The organism is Micromonospora sp. NPDC051141 (genome assembly GCF_044455765.1).
GTDB lineage: Bacteria > Actinomycetota > Actinomycetes > Mycobacteriales > Micromonosporaceae > Micromonospora.
The window spans coordinates 417767-434221 of sequence record NZ_JBITFD010000004.1 but is presented as its reverse complement, the minus strand read 5'-3'; the positions used below and the strand labels follow the sequence as shown (position 1 = coordinate 434221).

General features: G+C 71.3%; 13 protein-coding genes. 5 read left to right on the top strand and 8 right to left on the bottom strand.

Annotated elements, in window-relative coordinates; all coding sequences use genetic code 11:
* Window positions 1–12: 12 nt before the first annotated feature.
* Together ACIA6B_RS10355 and ACIA6B_RS10350 are read left to right on the top strand one after the other, a co-directional pair.
* Window positions 13–402: a zf-TFIIB domain-containing protein gene (locus ACIA6B_RS10355; protein ID WP_396772428.1), complete on the top strand. Its 390-nt coding sequence runs from the start codon at window positions 13–15 to the stop codon at window positions 400–402.
* A 103-nt stretch (window positions 403–505) separates the two neighbouring features.
* Window positions 506–1189, top strand: coding sequence for a maleylpyruvate isomerase N-terminal domain-containing protein (locus ACIA6B_RS10350; RefSeq protein WP_396772427.1), 684 nt, complete (start codon window positions 506–508; stop codon window positions 1187–1189).
* 6 nt (window positions 1190–1195) lie between these two features.
* On the opposite strand, the gene ACIA6B_RS10345 is transcribed toward ACIA6B_RS10350, so the two are convergent.
* Entirely contained in the window at window positions 1196–3877 is a 2682-nt protein-coding gene (locus tag ACIA6B_RS10345; RefSeq protein ID WP_396772426.1) for a replicative DNA helicase, read from the bottom strand.
* A gap of 483 nt (window positions 3878–4360) precedes the next feature.
* Here ACIA6B_RS10345 and ACIA6B_RS10340 point away from each other — a divergent pair, with 483 nt between their 5' ends.
* Window positions 4361–5770, top strand: coding sequence for a hypothetical protein (locus tag ACIA6B_RS10340; protein ID WP_396772425.1), 1410 nt, complete (start codon window positions 4361–4363; stop codon window positions 5768–5770).
* A 99-nt stretch (window positions 5771–5869) separates the two neighbouring features.
* On the opposite strand, the gene rplI is transcribed toward ACIA6B_RS10340, so the two are convergent.
* The 4 genes from rplI to rpsF all read right to left on the bottom strand — a co-directional run bounded on the left by rplI (window position 5870) and on the right by rpsF (window position 7519).
* Window positions 5870–6316, bottom strand: a complete 447-nt coding sequence (rplI, locus tag ACIA6B_RS10335) for a 50S ribosomal protein L9 (RefSeq protein WP_281933971.1) — start codon at window positions 6314–6316, stop codon at window positions 5870–5872.
* A gap of 14 nt (window positions 6317–6330) precedes the next feature.
* Window positions 6331–6570, bottom strand: coding sequence for a 30S ribosomal protein S18 (gene rpsR, locus ACIA6B_RS10330; protein WP_007073789.1), 240 nt, complete (start codon window positions 6568–6570; stop codon window positions 6331–6333).
* Window positions 6571–6611: 41 nt separating this feature from the next.
* Window positions 6612–7148, bottom strand: a complete 537-nt coding sequence (locus ACIA6B_RS10325; protein ID WP_175441301.1) for a single-stranded DNA-binding protein — start codon at window positions 7146–7148, stop codon at window positions 6612–6614.
* Between the two features lie 80 nt (window positions 7149–7228).
* Complete coding sequence (gene rpsF, locus ACIA6B_RS10320; RefSeq protein ID WP_088643630.1) at window positions 7229–7519, bottom strand: 30S ribosomal protein S6; 291 nt, start codon at window positions 7517–7519, stop codon at window positions 7229–7231.
* A gap of 644 nt (window positions 7520–8163) precedes the next feature.
* Between rpsF and ACIA6B_RS10315 the strand changes: the two genes are divergently transcribed.
* Together ACIA6B_RS10315 and ACIA6B_RS10310 are read left to right on the top strand one after the other, a co-directional pair.
* Window positions 8164–8946 (top strand): deoxyribonuclease IV, encoded by a 783-nt coding sequence (locus ACIA6B_RS10315; protein WP_396772424.1) that lies wholly within the window; start codon window positions 8164–8166, stop codon window positions 8944–8946.
* The gene (locus tag ACIA6B_RS10310) at window positions 8943–11228 is read left to right on the top strand and encodes a hypothetical protein (protein WP_396772423.1); all 2286 of its coding nucleotides are present in this window, start codon (window positions 8943–8945) and stop codon (window positions 11226–11228) included. Before ACIA6B_RS10315 ends, ACIA6B_RS10310 begins: the two co-directional genes overlap by 4 nt.
* 16 nt (window positions 11229–11244) lie before the next feature.
* Here ACIA6B_RS10310 and ACIA6B_RS10305 read toward each other — a convergent pair whose 3' ends face one another.
* The 3 genes from ACIA6B_RS10305 to ACIA6B_RS10295 form a co-directional block, all read right to left on the bottom strand.
* Window positions 11245–12810: a glycosyltransferase family 87 protein gene (locus tag ACIA6B_RS10305; RefSeq protein ID WP_396772422.1), complete on the bottom strand. Its 1566-nt coding sequence runs from the start codon at window positions 12808–12810 to the stop codon at window positions 11245–11247.
* Between the two features lie 122 nt (window positions 12811–12932).
* Window positions 12933–15749 (bottom strand): transglycosylase domain-containing protein, encoded by a 2817-nt coding sequence (locus ACIA6B_RS10300; protein WP_396772421.1) that lies wholly within the window; start codon window positions 15747–15749, stop codon window positions 12933–12935.
* 194 nt (window positions 15750–15943) lie between these two features.
* Window positions 15944–16390, bottom strand: coding sequence for a DUF5318 domain-containing protein (locus tag ACIA6B_RS10295; protein ID WP_396772420.1), 447 nt, complete (start codon window positions 16388–16390; stop codon window positions 15944–15946).
* Between the last annotated feature and the right edge of the window lie 65 nt (window positions 16391–16455).

Genomic DNA, 16455 nt, shown 5'->3' with positions numbered 1-16455 from the left:
ACCGTCGTTGTCATGCAGCTCACCTGTCCCAAATGCCGTGGAGAGATGCGCCAGTACGAGCGCAGCGGAGTAGTCATCGACCAGTGCGGCGAGTGCCGCGGAATCTTCCTCGACCGAGGCGAGCTCGAAAAGCTGTTCGAAGCCGAGGCCAACTGGAACCGGCAGCAGGGCGGCGCCCCGCAGGCCGCGCCCGCCGGGGCCGGCTACCCACCGCCTCCGCCGCCCCCGCCCGCCGCCCCGCACCAGCCGGGCTACGGCACCGTCCCCCCGCCCCCTCCGCCGCCGCCCGGCCACGGCTACCCGCAGCCCGCGTACGGCCACGGTCAGCAGCAGCACTACGGCTACCACGGCCACTACCGCCGCAAGAAGAAGCACGGCTTCCTCGGCGAGCTGTTCGACTGACCGCCGCTCGTCGTTAGGCGGGGGCCCTGCTTATCGCCTGGGTGATAGGAAGGGGCCCCGCCTAACCGTGCCGGTGGCCGCGCGCCGTGGCAGGCTGCACCCCATGAGCCCGATCCGGCCGCACGAGGCGCTGGCCCAGGCGTACGACGGCATCACCGCCGCCGTCGCCCCGCTCGACGACGCCGGCCTGCAACGACCCACCCGCTGCCGGGGCTGGCTCGTCGCCGACCTGCTCTTCCACGTGCTCTGCGACGCCCAACGCGCGCTCGTCGCGCTGGCCAGCCCGGTCCCTGGCCCGGCCGACGTGAACGACATCAGCTACTGGCGCGCATTCGGTGCCGACGGCGACGACGGGGCCGGCGCGCAGCACGCCTGGTGGGCCCGCCGCTCGGCCGCCGCGTTCGACCGGCCCACCGGCGTGGTCCGGATCTGGTCCGACACCGCTCCGGCCGCCGCCCGCGCGGCCGCCGCCGCGGACCCCACCGGGCACGTCACCACCCAGGGGCACGTGCTGCGCGTACCGGATTTGCTTGCCACCCTGACCACCGAGGCGGTCGTGCACCACCTCGACCTGGTGGTGGACCTGCCGGACGCGCCACCGCCGGCGACCGGCCCGACCCGGGTGGCGGTGACCACGATGGACGGCCTGCTGTGCGACGACGCGGTACGCCCGGCCGCCTGGGACGACCACGAGTATCTGCTCAAGGCCACCGGGCGGGTGCCGTTGACCGACCGGGAGCGGTTCGAGCTGGGCGAGGCGGCGGGCTGGTTCCCGCTGCTCGGCTGAGAGGCGTCAGACGATGGCCATGTCCACGAAGCGAGACAGGTGCAACTGCGCGGCGACCGTCACCGTGTCAGTGGGGCCATTCCGGTGTTTGGCAACAATAAAGTCCGCTTCGCCCGCTCTGGGAGATTCCTTATCGTAATAGTCGTCGCGATGCAGAAGGATCACGACGTCTGCATCCTGCTCGATCGAGTTGTGAGCGGCGATCCCGTTGGCGATGAAGTTGTGCGTACCGAGCACGGTTGCGTCGTAGACGTCCTTCTCACCAGCCGGCTCGATCGAGACGATCTCGTCCCAGAAAACATCGTTGGTAGCGTGCAGGTCGAGGTCGGCCGAGTCCAGCACGCTGGCGATCTTGGCAAGACGAGACCTACTGGGGGCGCGCTTCCACATCGTGCTGCCGCAGAACTTGGTGCCGACAGCAGCCGCGAACTCCCGATGGCTCATCTTCCGCTCAGCTAGAACCTCTCGCACCCGCGTCCACACCTCTCTGGGGACGGTGTCCACGTTCGGGTTGCTCACCATGGCCTCAAGGCTCCCCAGCAACGCTGAACAGCCGCTCGCGCGCTCGCCGTGCACACCGATCTCACGGAGGAAACGGAGCTGGTCGTCGCGACCGGAGACGTCGAGCGTGTACTGCGGTCGGTACCGGACAACCGGAACCTGCCTGAGTCGCGCCGAAATTCCGAAGCGGAGCAACAGCCGCGAGATGTCCTCCAGCATTCGCTGCGAGGTGGAGGAGAAGTAGACGCGTCCACCTCGACCCGACTTGTTCACGGTCACCGACCCGTCGGTGGCCCACAGGTGTCGCAGGAAGAGCGTGATCTGGTCTTTCGGCAGACCGAACACCGGTGCGGGCACGAACTTCTCGTGGGACCGGAGCCCGAACAGCCCGAGCCCGTCCAACCACTCCGCGATCGGGTTCCGCCGCCCTCGGGCGAGTCGGAAGGGTGCCGGTAGGCGGAGGGTGGTCACTCGAGCAGCAGCGTAGTCATCGCGCACCGCCGTGATCCCGAAATGCCGGGCAGCCTCCGCCACTGCGCCCAGGTTGGCCTCGGCGCAACTGGCGTAGCGAATCGGCTGACGTCGGACGAACGAGCCGTCCCCGAGCAGGTGCGCCAGCATGACCACCTCGGACTCAGCCCACGGCTGAACGTCCAGCGGCGGTGGGATGTGCCGGGGAGACGCAATCCTCGCCCCCGGCGCGAGTTCGGCCAGCGGCATCCAGCCGCCGAACGTGAGGAATGGGTGATTCGCGGTGGCCTCGATCTGCTTCCCGGAAGCGAGGGTCATCCGGAACACCTCCCGCGTTCCACTGGGGAAGGCGTGGGTGAGCGTCCGGGCGGTGTAACGGAGGCTCTCATCCAAGGCCCACACCGGGATGTCCTTCGCCTTGGTGGCGAGCAGCTCGCCGAGCGTCACCTCCGAATTGTCGTCGGCCCTGATGAGTCTGGTATCCGCGGTAAGGCAGCCTGACTCTCGCAGATCGGACAACTGCGGTCGCTTGTCCGTACGCTGCTCGGGGCCACGGTTCAGCTGACTCACCGCGATCACCGGGCACTCGACCTCCTTGGCCAGCAGCTTCAGGCCACGGGACAGGTCCGCGACCTCCTGCTGCCGGCTCTCGGTGCGCTTCGGCGAGGTCATGAGCTGGAGATAGTCGACCACGATCAGCTTCAGGTCGTGCTTCTGCTTGAGCCGTCGCGCCTTAGCCCGGATCTCCATCAGGTTCATGCTCGGGGTGTCGTCGACGAAGAGCGGCGCCTCGCTGATCTCGCCCATGCAGCGGGCCAGCTTGGTCCAGTCGTCGTCGGAGAGCTGCCCGCTGCGCAGCACGTGCAGCGGTACGCGCGCCTCGGCGGAGAGCAGTCGCATGACGATCTCGACCTTGCTCATCTCCAGCGAGAAGATGGCCGCAGCCTGGTTGGCACGAATCGCAGCATTCCGGGCGAAGTCCATAGATGCGGTCGATTTGCCCAGACCAGGTCGACCAGCCACAATCACCAACTGCCCGGCGTGCAGGCCGTTGAGCAGGCGGTCGAGGTCGGTGAAGCCGGTCGGGACGCCGGTCATCACGCCGCCCTGGGCGCCGACCGCCTCGATCTCGTCCAGCGTGGGCTGGAGCATGTCGGCCAGGATCGCGAAGTCTTCGCTGACCCGCTTCTCGGTGATCTCGTAGACGGCCTGCTGGGCGAGGTCGACGATGTCGTCCACGTCCCGGCTGCCGCTCGGGCCGGTGCCGTAGCCGAGCTGCACGATCCGGGTGCCGGCCTCGACCAGTCGGCGGAGCACGGCCCGCTCGCCGACGATGCGGGCGTAGTAGGCGGCGTTGGCGGCGGTGGGCACGCTGGCGATCAGCGTGTGCAGGTAGGGCGCGCCGCCGATGCGGGCGAGATCGCCGGAGTCGGCCAGCGCCGCGGCCACCGTGATCGGGTCGGCCGGCTCGCCCCGACCGTAGATGTCCAGGATCGCGTCGAAGATGGTGGCGTGCACCGGGCGGTAGAAGTCGTTGGTCTTGAGGATCTCCACGACGTCCGCGATGGCGTCCTTGGAGAGCAGCATGCCGCCGAGGACGCACTGTTCGGCGGCCACGTCCTGGGGTGGTGTCTTCTCGAAGGACGCGTCCCGCGGCGGCGGCTCGGAGGCTTGCCCCCCGGTCCGTCCCGCGCGCGTCTCGTCGGTGACCGACACGGGTTCCCCCCTTGCTGCGTCGGATCGAGTCCAGCTCTATCGCCGGGGTGTGACAACTTCCGCCGACCCTCCGGTCGATCGGGGGCCATCGCCCGGCGGTCGCTGGCCACGATACGGAACCCGAGGTCAGCCACCAACAGCGCCGGTGGACGAGCCTCGGGACAACCTGTGGACGCAGGGGGCCAGCATGTGCGCAGGGTGTGCACAGGGGTGTGGAAAAGTGATGGCGTTTTCCTCGCGTATTGCTCCTGACCTGGGCTTCTGCCATCCCCACCCTGTGGACGGAAGATTTCTGGTCGAGCCTTGGCGTCGTTCGTCCCGTACTATCGCTGCGAACGGCTGCACCTTGACAGCGGATTGCACTTTCGGGTTGAGAAGGGTCACGCTCCCGCCGTGAGACACCGGGACTGGGCAAGCGGGGAGGACAGCCCGCGCGAGCGCCGGCCGAGCGCTTCCTGGGACGCTTCCGCTGGTCCGCGGCGCGTGGACCCGTACGCGCCGGAGCGTCAGCGCACGCCGAGCCGGCGCCGGGCGATCGAACGCGGTCAGGACGAGCCGGTGGACGCCTACCTTCCGCGGTGGGCGGTGGAGTCGGGGATCAGTCGGGCGGACGGCGGTGGGCGGCATGCCGCGCCGGACGACGACGAGGCGGAGGTCGGATCGCCCGCTTCCGACGGTGGCTGGCGGCCCGAGGCCGGTCGGCGTCGGGACGACGGCCGGCGCGGGCTGCGGGCCGTCGGGGCCGGGCCGGTGTCCGACCACACCGCCGAGTGGACCATGGACGCCCCGCAGGAACAGGGCTACGTCGGGAGCCGGCGAGCCGAGTCCGCGGAGGACGGGCCGGTGTCCGGTGCGGCGCCTCGCAGCCGTCCGCGACGTGCGGCGACCCGACGGCCGGAGGTGATCTGGTCGGGGCTGCCGGAGGAGGCGGGCCCGGGTGGTGACACCGGCGGGTGGGAGGCTGAGCGGCCGGCCCGGCGGAGTCCGCGGACGGCGGGCGGTTCCTCCTGGCCGCCGCCGGCGGTGGATCCCTGGGAGCGGGGCCGGGCGGCCGGGCCGGCTCCGGCGGAGCAGCCGGCGGTCGACCCGTGGGACGCGTCGGGCGTGCACGCGTGGGGTCGGGCGGACGCCGGGAGCCGGTGGGAGCAGGCCGAGAGCCGGTGGGACCGCACCGAGCACACCGGTGAGTGGGACCGGTTCACCGACACCGGCCACCTCGACCGGGTGCGGGACGCCGGTCCGCGGTATCCGGCGGCCGACCCGTGGGACCGTACGGCACCGCCGGTCCGGGAGGGTTGGGCGTCGCCGGAGCAGGTCGAGGAGTTCTGGTCGGGGACCCGGTTGGCGGGGGACGATCCGCGGTGGATGGAGACGCCGACGTCGGCGCCCCGGTCGCCGGTGGTCGCGTACACCGCGCCGCGTCCCCGGGCCGCGCCCCGGCGCCGGGCGGGAGAGCCGGGCGGGTCCGCGGTGCGGCGACGGGTGGACCCGATCGGCGGGGGTTCGTGGGGCCGGCGGTTGGAGGACGACCTGCTGGACCCGGACCCGGGTGGGCCGTTGCGACCGCTCGTCTACACGGCCGCCTGCTATCTGGTGCCGGCGGTGCTGCTCTTCCTGGGTCTGGTCCTCCTGGACGGGCAGGCCCCGGCGGGGTGTGTCACCGACATCAGTGGTGGAGGTTGCGACTCGCCGCGGGCGCACGCGTTCGCGTCGTTGTCGGCGGCGGCGCCGAGGTTCGGGCTGGCGCTGGTGAGCAGCCTCGTGGTGGCGGTGCTGCTGCGTCAGGTCGGTACGACGTGGCGGTCGGCGACGGTGGCGTTGGCGGCGGCCGTGGTGGGCGGTGGGCTGTCCACGGTGGTGATCAGCGCGGTGACCGGCCAGCCGATCGGCTGAGGTGCCGGCGGCGGTCGCCGGGAGATGGCGGGTCGTCGGGAGATGCGGAAAGGGCCCGCACCGGAGAACCGGTGCGGGCCCTTTCGTGGTGCGGTGGGGTCAGCCCTTGACCACGTTCAGGTCGAACTTGGCGGTCACCTCGGGGTGCAGCCGGATGCTGACCGGGTAGGCGCCGAGCGACTTGATGTGGCCGGGCGTCTCCAGCCGGCGACGGTCCAGGCTCGGACCGCCGGCCGCCCGGACGGCGTCGACGATCTCGGCCGGGGTGACCGAACCGAAGAGCCGCCCGCCGTCGCCGGCGCGGGCCTTCAGGTTGACCTTCAGGCCCTCGAGCTGGCCCTTGATCTCGTTGGCGTGGTCGAGGTCGCGGACCTCGCGGGCCGAGCGGGCCCGCTTGATGACCGTGACCTGCTTCTCGGCGCCCTTGGTCCAGGCGATCGCGAAGCCCTGCGGCAGCAGGTAGTTACGGCCGAAGCCGTCCTTGACCTCGACGATGTCGCCCGGAGAGCCGAGGCCGGACACCTCCTGAGTGAGGATGATCTTCATGTCCGTGCCTCCCCTCAGCGGGCCGTGGCCGTGTAGGGCAGGAGCGCCATCTCACGGGCGTTCTTGACCGCACGGGCGATCTGCCGCTGCTGCTGCGAGGTCACGCCGGTCACCCGTCGAGCGCGGATCTTGCCGCGGTCGGAGATGAACTTGCGCAGCAGCGCGGTGTCCTTGTAATCGATATAGGTGATCCCGTCCTTGTCGAGCGGGTTCACCTTCTTCTTCGGCTTGCGCAGTGCCGCAGCCTTCGCCATTGCTCTTGCTCCTGGTTTGCGATCGCGGGCGCTCGGCGCCATCAGAACGGGGGCTCCTCGTCGAAGTTTCCGCCGCCCGAACCGGCGCGGGAGGGGGCCGGGGCAGCCGAGGCCCAGGGGTCGTCGAAGTTGCCTCCGCCGCCACCCTGGCCACCACCGCCACCACCGCCGAAGCCGCCGCCTCCGCCACCGGAGCGGGACATCTTCTGCACCTTCGCCGTGGCGTAGCGCAGGGACGGGCCGATCTCGTCGACCTCCAGCTCGATGACGGTGCGCTTCTCACCCTCGCGGGTCTCGTACGACCGCTGACGCAGCCGGCCGGACACGATCACCCGGGCGCCGCGCTGCAGCGACTCGGCGACGTTCTCGGCGGCCTGGCGCCAGACCGTGCACGAGAGGAACAGCGGCTCGCCGTCCTTCCACTCGCCGGACGCCTTGTCCATGAACCGGGGCGTCGAAGCGACCCGGAACTTGGCCACCGCCGCACCGGAGGGGGTGAACCGCAACTCGGGGTCATCGGTCAGGTTGCCGATGACCGTGATGGTGGTGTCTCCTGCCATGACCATCTCCTCGCGCACTCATCGTTGTGCCGTACAGGCTCTCAGAGCCCTCCGACAGCGCGGATGAGGCTTGATCCGGACGTGCCGGGTCTAGATGCTCAGCGCATCTCCGGGCGAATGACCTTGGTGCGCAGCACCGACTCGTTGAGTCGGAGCTGACGGTCCAGCTCAGCCACGGCCTCCGGCGTCGCCTGGAGGTCGACGACGGCGTAGATGCCCTCGGCCTTCTTGTTGATCTCGTACGCGAGGCGCCGGCGGCCCCACACGTCGGTCTTCTCCACCGAGCCACCCGCGGTCCGGATCACGTTCAGGTACGTGTCGAGCGACGGGGCGACGGTGCGCTCCTCGAGGCTGGGATCGAGGATCACCATGACTTCATAGTGACGCAAGACGTGCTCACCTCCTGTGGGCTAGACGGCCACGGTCCTTCCGTGGCAGGAGGTCGTGCGTCGTGGCCCGCCCGATGCCGGGGGAACCCGGCCGGACGCGGACAACCGGACCAGGATAGCCGGTCCGGACGATCATGCCGGGGCCGGTGGCCCCGGACGTTTCCGGGGCGGCTCCGGGCGCGGTGACAGGGGCCCACCCCCGGCGTCCAGCGCCGAAAAGGTGGGCCCCTGTCCACGGGGCCGCGGGGCGTCCCGTCCGCATTCCTTGGGTGGGACCTGGGGAGGAACGACCACACCGATGAGGTTGGATCGGGAGCGCCCCGCGGAGCTTTATCATGTTGTCACCTGGTCTGACCATACAGCGGCTCTCGTCACCACTTGGGGGAAATGCTGGAATTAATCCATCTGACCGGTTGCCGTGTGGTGACGAGTGGGACCCGCCCCGTCGTGCCGGGCCGCACGGCGGGGCGATCCGTCGCCGACGGCCGGCGCTCGCCGTCCGTGCTGTGGACCACGTCGGGCGGAGCGTCGACCATCGATCCCACCTCGGACAACGACCGCCGGGCCGGGCGGTGACGCGTCCCCCCGCCGGAACCCGCGCGCGTGCGCGCCAAGCGTCGCAGGCGCGACGTAGGCTGCCCTGCATGCGAATCGGAGCCCACGTCGACGCGACCGACCCCCTGGCTGAGGCGGCCACCCGGGAGGCCGAGGCGGTGCAGTTCTTCCTCGCCGACCCGCAGGGTTGGAAGGCACCGAAGCCGCGGGAGGACGCCGAGCGCCTGCGCGCCGCCGACGTCGACCTCTACGTCCACGCGCCCTACGTGATCAACGTGGCCACGCTCAACAACCGGATCCGCATCCCGAGCCGCAAGCTGCTGCTGGCCCACGCCACCGCCGCGGCGGCCGTCGGGGCCCGCGGGCTGATCGTGCACGGTGGCCACGTCAACGCCGGGGGTGACCTCGCCGCCGGCTTCGACAACTGGCGCAAGACCTTCGCGTACGCGGCGGACTCCGGCGGTTTCCCGCTGCCGGTGCTGATCGAGAACACCGCTGGCGGTGACAACGCCTGCGCCCGGCACCTGGACGCGCTGGCCCGGCTCTGGGACGCGCTCGGCGACCACGAGGTCGGCTTCTGCCTCGACACCTGTCACGCCCATGCCGGCGGCGAGGAGCTGCTGGGTCTGGTCGACCGGGTCAAGGCGATCACCGGCCGGATCGACCTGATCCACGCGAACAACTCGAAGGGCGCCTTCAACTCCGGCCAGGACCGCCACGACAACCTCACCGGCGGCACCATCGAGCCGGAACTGCTGGTGGCGGTGATCCGGGCGGCCGGAGCACCGGTGATCGTCGAGACCCCGGGCGGCGTCGAGGGGCAGGCCGCCGACATCGCGTTCCTGCGCGCCCAGTTGGGCGCCGCGGCATGACCACGGAGCAGTCCGGCGCGTCCGGTCGTTCCGGCACCGACCCGCGACCGGCCCCGGAGGGCTCCCCGGTCGACGGGGCAGCGCCCGCACCGGGCCGAGCCACCGGCGAGGTGGAGGGCGGCACGAGCAGGTCCCGGGCCGACAGCGACGAGTCCGCCGACGCGGCGGACGGCGACGGCAAGGACAAGGCCGGCGACGGCAACGACAAGGCCGGCGACGGCGGCGGCGGTAAGAGCCGGCGCAGGTCCGGCCGGAGCCGGCGCGACGGCAGGCGCACGACCACGACCGCCGACGCCGGCAACAACGGGCGCGGCGCCACCGGTCCGGACCAGACCAACGGCCCGGACCAGACCAACGGCCCGGACCAGACCAACGGCCCGGAGCAGACCGGTGGCGCGGGGTCGGACCGGGCCACCGGCACGGGCAGGACCACCGACACGAACCCGACCGGCGACGCCGGCGCGGACCAGACCTCGAAAACGGACCAGACCACCGGTACGGACGCTGCGGAGCCGGCGGATCCCTGGACCGCGTTCGGGCCGGCACCCGAGCCGGTGCTCGGCCGGGCCCGCCGGACGCTCCGCGCGGTGGGCCGGTTCCTGGTGCACGAGTGGACGCTCGCCGCCGTCGCCGCGCTGGCCCTGGCCGCCGCGATGACGTGGCCCACGCTGCGCTATCCGCGCTACACCCTGCCGCAGGACTACTGGGACCCGAGCCTCCAGGCGTGGCAGATGGCGTGGTCCGGCCACATCCTGCGTACCGACCCGGCGATGCTCTGGCACTCCAACACGTTCTTCCCGGAGAACTGGAGCTTCGCGTTCTCCGACACGCTGCTCGGGTACGCGCCGGCCGGCCTGATCGGCGTCGGTCCGGAGCACGCCGTGCTGCGCTACAACATCATGTTCGTGCTGGCCCACGCGCTCGCCGCGTTCGGGGCGTACGCGCTGGCCCGGCAGCTCGGCGCGGGCCGGATCGGCGGTGCGGTGGCCGGGGTGAGCTTCGCGTACGCGCCGTGGCTGCTGGCCCAGGCCGGGCACCTGCACATCATCTCCAACGGTGGCATCCCGTTGGCGCTGGCCATGCTCGCCCGCGGGCACGGCTGGTCGCTGCGGTACGGCTACCGTCCGCGCCGCCGGCACGCGGGATGGGCGCTCGCCGGTTGGCTGGTGGCCGCCTGGCAGCTCAGTCTCGGCTTCGGCATCGGGCTGCCGTTCGCGTACCTGCTGGCCGGCGTGGTGCTGGTCTCGGCGGTGCTGTGGTTCGTCCGGCGCCGCCGGGTGAAGCGCCCGTTCGGCCGCCGGCTGTTCCTGGCCGACCTGTTCGGCGGGCTGGTGTTCGCCGCGGTGGGTGGCCTGCTGGCGATTCCCTTCTTCAAGGTCGCCGAGCTGCACCCCAACGCGGCCCGCACGCTCGCCGAGATCCAGCTCTACTCGCCGCCGGCCAGCGGCCTGTTCACCGCGCCCGGCGAGTCCCGGGTCTGGGGCGAGCTGCACGAGGGAGCGCGGGCGGCGCTGCCCTGGCCCCCGGAGATGACGCTGCTGCCGGGTTTCGCGCTCTACGCGCTGGCCGCCGGTGGGTTGTTCTTCTCGGTCTGGCGGGTCCGCCACCGGCTCTTCCTGCTCGCCGGCGTGCTGGTGGCGATGGCGTTGGCGATGGGCACCCGGTTCCTCGACGGCCGGTTCACCTACGTGCCGCTCTTCGACTATCTGCCGGGCTGGAACGGGCTGCGTACGCCGGGCCGGATGATGCTCTGGGCCACGCTGCTGCTCGGCCTGCTCGCGGCCGGCGCGGTCACCGCGTTCTGCGCCCGGGTGCGGGAACTCGCCGCCGAACGGGTGCCGCCGTGGCCCGGCCCGTGGCTGCGGCTGGCCACGCTGCTGCCGCTGGCGCTGGTGCTCGCCGAGGGGTTGAACGTCACCCCGCATCCGGTGGTGCCGCAACAGCCGGCCGTGATGCGGACCGTCGACGGGCCACTGGTGGTGCTGCCCAGCAGCCAGAACCTGGACCAGCCGGTGATGCTCTGGTCGACGGACCGGTTCCCGCAGATGGTCAACGGCGGCAGCGGCTTCACCCCGGCGTCCCAGGCCCGGACCCGCGAGGCCACGGTCAGCTTTCCCGACTACGCCAGCGTCGACTACCTGCGGCAGATCGGCGTCCGGACCGTGGTGGTCCTCCGGGACCAGTTGGGCGGCACCCCGTGGGAGGGGATGCTCGACCGGCCGGTCGAGGGGCTGGGGGTGACCCGGGAGCAGGTCGGCGACGCGGTCGTCTACCGCCTGTGACCTCTGCCGGTGGGTCTCAGGCGGGCACGGGTTCGGCGGGTAGGTCGGTGGCGCCGGAGCGTGCGCGCCAGCGCTGGTGCCAGGGCGCGTCCGGCGCGCCGTCGAGCACTCCACCGTCGGGGTCGTCGGCGTAGGTCTGGCGCACCGCGTCCTGATCGGGCCGCATGATGTCCCGGATGACGAAACCGCAGAGCACCGCCACGGTGATCAGGCGGAGGCTGGAGGCCAGCACGAACACGCCCTCCGGGAAGACCGGCCGGGAGGTGGCGGTGCCGAGCAGTTCGCCGTAGAACGCGACGAAGTAGCAGACCTCGGCGAACTGCCAGGCCAGGAACGCGCCCCACCGGGGTCGGGCGAGCACCGCGAGCGGCAGCAGCCAGAGCACGAACTGCTGCGACCAGACCTTGCTGAAGATCAGGAAGGCGGCCACCACCAGGAACGCGACCTGCGCGAGCCGGGGCCGACGCGGGGCGAGCAGGGCGAGCGCGGCCACGCCGAGGCAGGCCAGCCCGAACAGCAGGTACGACACCCAGTTGAGGGTGGGGATGTTCGCGTTGAGCCACTCGAACGGGCCGAGTTCGCCGGGCGCGGACGGGCTGATCCGGCCGTCCAGGTAGCGGCCGACGTACCAGAGCGTGCCCCAGTCGATGGGACGGGTGGTGTTCAGGTCGAAGAACCGTCCCCAGCTCTCCCGGTACGGGATCGCCACCGGCAGGTTGACCGCGACCAGCGTCACCAGCGCGGTGGCCGTGGCGACGAGCCCGGCGAGCAGCCGGCCGGCGCGCAGGGTGAGGATCAGGATCGGGCCGAGCAGGAACAGCGGCCACATCTTCGCCGCGCCGCCGAGCCCGAGCAGCAGGCCCGCCAGCCCCGGCATCAGCATGCCGTAGCGGTCGGGTCGGCCGCGCGCCCAGGCCAGCAGTCCGAACGCGGCGAGGCCGACGGCGAGCAGGTCCCAGTTGACGGTGGCGGTGAGCACCAGCGCCGGCGAGAGGGCGAACAGCGCCGCGTCCCAGGGTCGTCGTCGGCGCAGGCTGAGGATTACCGCGACGGTGGCGACCGCGAGCGCGCCGAGCACCAGCGCGTTGAGGTTGTAGAACCACTGCCCCTGGTTGATGGCGGGATTGTCCACGCCGAGGGCGTGCACCGGGAGGCCGAGCGCGCCCATGAAGTAGCCGGTCAGCACCGGGTACTCCACCGGGTGGTCGGCGTAGGGCACCTTGCCCTCGTTGAGACCCTCGGCGTAGTAGAGCGCCAGCACGTCGGTGTAGCACATCCGGGTGTACTGGACGTTGTTCTGCCAGGCGCCGTCCTGGCAGGGGGACTTCTGCACCCAGTGCAGCGCGAGCGTGAGGCAGATCAGGGCCAGCACGATCCGCGCCGCGCTCCAGAACCGGCTGTCGCGGCCGGCCGGCCGGTCGAGGGCGGCGGCGTGGTCACCGAGCGGTCCGCCGATCAGGCCGGACGTGCCGCGGACGAACCAGTCCGAGCGGGACGGGTGGTCCTCGGTCGCTCCGGGCCGGGGCGTCTGCTCCCCGGACGTGCCGGGTTCATCGATGCCTGCGGTCGACTGGGTGCTCATGGAGAGGCATCCTGCCGTACGTCGGGGCCGTCCGTCCCGCCGCGCGGGCAGAAATTCCGGTACGCGAAACGCGGCGGCGGCCGGACCGCTCGGGTCCGGCCGCCGCCGTCGGGTGGTACGCGTCAGTTGGTCTGACGGGTGGGTGGGGTGCTGGGCAGCACGCCGCCGCCTCGCCCGCCGCCGCCGGGGAGGCCGCCACCGGGGGTGCCGCCGCCCTGGTCGCCGCCGCCGGGGTTGCCGCCGCCGCCCGGGTTGCCGCCGCCCGGGTTGTTGCCGCCGGGGCAGAACAGGCCGAGCGGGTCACAGGACGGCCCGCCGGGCTCGTTCGGGGCCGGCGGCGGGGGTGCGGGCATCTCGCCGTTGCCGACGTCGTCCTTGCCGACGTTCGCGGCCGGCGGGAAGTCTTCCTTGTCCTTGCCCTTGAGCGCGTCGTTCATGAAGCGCTGGAAGATCTCGCCGGGCATCTTGGCGCCGCTGATGTCCGCGCCGCTCTTGTACTTGATGGCCTTGCGGGCGCCCTTGTTGCCGACCCAGACGGCGGTGGCGAGCTGCGGCGTGTAGCCGATCATCCAGGCGTCGCCGTTGCGGGTGCTGCCGTCGCCGAGTTCCCAGGTGCCGGTCTTCTCGGCGGCCTTGCGGCCGTCGTCGAGGCGGCGGTCCACCTGGCCCGGGTACTGCTCCAGCACGGAGGTGACGTCGGCGACGATGTCCTTGTCGATCCGCCGCTGCGGCTTGAGCTTCTCGCCGCCGACCGTGTCCCACTTGCCGGTGTTCGGGTTCTGCTTCTCGACCTTCCGGATGAAGTGCGCCTTGTTGTAGACGCCCTCGTTGGCGAAGGTGGCCACGCCGTTGGCGTGGTCGAGCACCGTGATCGGGTACTGGCCGTAGCCGATCACGTGGAAGAACGGATTCGGCGCGAGGTCCTTCGGGTCGGCCTTGGTCAGGTCGTGCGGCTTGGCCGGGTTGGTGTCGGTCTGCCACATGGTGGTGACACCGGCCTGCTTGGCCATGTCGAGGACCTTGTCCGGGCCGATCTTCTCGGTGATGTAGTAGAACGGCACGTTCAGCGACTTGAGCGTGGACAGTTCCAGCGTGCAGGAGTCCCCGCAGGAGACCTTGTCGGCGCCGGCGTTGCTGACCTTGAACTTCGTGTCCTTCGGCGTGAACGCGGAGCCCTTCCAGCGGGACTTGATGGAGATGCCCTCCTTCAGCGCCGCCGCCAGGGTGTAGATCTTGAAGCTCGATCCCGGCGAGTGGCCACCGCTGACCACGCCGTTCTCGATGTTCTTGCCGGCGTAGTCGGTGCCGGTGCCGTTGTCACCGCCGTAGTAGGCGAGCACCCGGCCGGTCTTCGGCTCGACGGACACCATGGCGGCCATCAGGTTCGACGGTTGCCCGGCGAGCGCGGAGCCCTTCTTGGCCCGCTGGGCGGCGTCGAGCGCCGCCTCCTGCATCTTGGCGTTGATGGTCGTGGTGATCTTGTAACCACCACGGCTCAGCGCCTTCGAGCAGAGCGGCTTCGCGTCGGTCGCCTCGGCCTCGTTGTCGGTGCAGAGGTTCATCTCGCGCAGTTCCTGCGAGACGTAGTTGACGACGTTGCCGTACGGCGTGTCGATGCCGAAGCCGCCGGCGCTGTTCTTCGTCGGCTTGAGAATGTTCTTCGGGTATTCGGTGGGGTGCTGCGGCATGTTCGGCGCGTCCAGCCACTTCTCGGTGATCATGCCGTTGATGACGTAGTTCCACCGGTCCAGCGCGGCCTGCGGATTGATCGCCGGGTCGTAGCCCTGGTGCGTGGAGCTCGGCTCGGGCTGCTTGATCAACGCTGCCAGCACCGCCGCCTCGGCCACGGTCAGCTTGTTGACGTCCTTGCCGAAGTACGTCCGTGCCGCCGACTGGATGCCGTACGCGCCCCGGCCGAAGTAGATGACGTTCAGGTAGTGCTGCATGATCGTCCGCTTGTCGTAGCGGTCGTTCAGCTTGGAGGCGAGGACCGCCTCCTTGACCTTGCGGCCGTACGTGTCCTGGTTCAGGTTGTCGAACGCGTTGCGGGCGTACTGCTGGGTGATCGTCGAGGCGCCCTGCTTGTCGCCACCGCTGATGTTGTTCCAGGCGGCCCGCGCGATGCCCTTGTAGTCCACGCCGGAGTGACGGTAGAAGTTGCGGTCCTCCGCCGCCGCGACCGCGTGCTGGACGTGCTCCGGAATCTGGTCGATGGTGACCAACTGCCGGTTCTGGTCGCCGATCCGGGCGATGGGGGTCTTGCCGGTGGAGTCGTAGATGGTGGTCGACAGCGGCGGGATGGTGTCCTCCGGGAGCACCACCTTGGTGGAGTACCAGGTGAAGCTGACCACGCCGATGCCGGCGAGCATGATGAACACGGCGAAGCCGGCGATCAGCATGTTGAGCCGGCGCCGCTTCTTCGCCCGGCCCGGGTCCCCACCGCGGCCGGCGCGACCGGGGCCGGTCGGACCACCCGGGCCACCCGGGCCGCCGCTGAAGCCGGGCACTCCGGCCCGGGCCACCGCGGCACGGCCGCCGACCGGGGCCGCGCCGACGCTCGCCCGCCCGGCGCCGCCCACGCTCGCCGCGCCGACCGAGGCACGCCCGGCCGGTCCGGCCGGGGAGACCGGGACGGACGCCCGGCCCGCGCCCGCGCGCCCGGCGACACCGGGTGCCGGCGAGACCGGCACCGAGGCGCGTCCCGCGCCGGCGCGGCCCACCGAGGCAGAGCCCGAAGCCCCACGGGGCACCGGGGCGACGCCGCCGACCGGGGCCCGGCCGCCGACACCGCCCGGGGTGACCGAGGCACGCGCCGAGGCGCCACCCTCGGGGGCGCCGGACCAACCGTTCCCGCGCGAACTCCGCTCGGAGCCGGGGTCGCCGTTCGGGCCCGGGATCTGGGCCCGCCCACGCGAAGAACTGGAATCGCCGTAGTTCATTCCTCACACCCTGCCGGTCGCGGTGGGGCGCGGGGGCGCCACCACCGGGTTGCCGTGAGCTGGAACACGGAAGATTACCGGCCCGCCGCGCCGGCCCGTGTCCGTCGAATCCGACCTAATCGGACCAATTGCGCTTATCGGCTGTCGCACGCGCCGCCCGGGTAACGGGCCGGCAGTGGTCGGGACAGCCGAGTTCACCGTTGCGCCTCTCGCCTTCGCCGGGCGGTGGAGCCGTCGGCCGCGGCCGACGCGGTCGCATCCGTCGCCTCGCCCGCGAGACCGTCCCGGCCGAGCAGGAACTGCTCGACGAGGTGGTTCCAGTCACAGCCGGGGCAGACCTCCACCACGAACACCTGGAACTCACGCAGCGTCATGGCCAGCACGGGCAACTCGGCCCGGGTACGCGCCTGACCCGCCGACTGCTTGAGTTCGTCACCGTAAATGTAGTGGACGTGGGTGAGGTTCTCGCTGCGGCAGATGGGGCAGCGGTGCTCGGTCGGCTCGCCGTGGAAACGGGCGGCGTTCTTCAGGTACGGCGAGGCGTCGCAGACGTCGTACGTGCCGATCCGGCCGGCGAGGAGTTCACGCAGCACCGCTCGCTTCTGGAGCGAGTAGTCGACGACCTGGCGCTGCGTACGCATGCGGCAAAGGGTACGCGCTCCGGGGAACCGAGGCGACCATGGTCACGATCGGTGAGGATCGCGTC

Excerpts from the sequence above, each read along its gene's own strand:
- rplI (WP_281933971.1), bottom strand. The coding sequence starts at position 6,316 with ATGAAGATCATCCTCACTCAGGAGGTGTCCGGCCTCGGCTCTCCGGGC.
- ACIA6B_RS10310 (WP_396772423.1), top strand. The coding sequence starts at position 8,943 with ATGACCACGGAGCAGTCCGGCGCGTCCGGTCGTTCCGGCACCGACCCG.
- ACIA6B_RS10300 (WP_396772421.1), bottom strand. The coding sequence starts at position 15,749 with ATGAACTACGGCGATTCCAGTTCTTCGCGTGGGCGGGCCCAGATCCCG.
- ACIA6B_RS10355 (WP_396772428.1), top strand. The coding sequence starts at position 13 with ATGCAGCTCACCTGTCCCAAATGCCGTGGAGAGATGCGCCAGTACGAG.
- ACIA6B_RS10305 (WP_396772422.1), bottom strand. The coding sequence starts at position 12,810 with ATGAGCACCCAGTCGACCGCAGGCATCGATGAACCCGGCACGTCCGGG.
- rpsR (WP_007073789.1), bottom strand. The coding sequence starts at position 6,570 with ATGGCGAAGGCTGCGGCACTGCGCAAGCCGAAGAAGAAGGTGAACCCG.
- ACIA6B_RS10350 (WP_396772427.1), top strand. The coding sequence starts at position 506 with ATGAGCCCGATCCGGCCGCACGAGGCGCTGGCCCAGGCGTACGACGGC.
- ACIA6B_RS10295 (WP_396772420.1), bottom strand. The coding sequence starts at position 16,390 with ATGCGTACGCAGCGCCAGGTCGTCGACTACTCGCTCCAGAAGCGAGCG.
- ACIA6B_RS10315 (WP_396772424.1), top strand. The coding sequence starts at position 8,164 with ATGCGAATCGGAGCCCACGTCGACGCGACCGACCCCCTGGCTGAGGCG.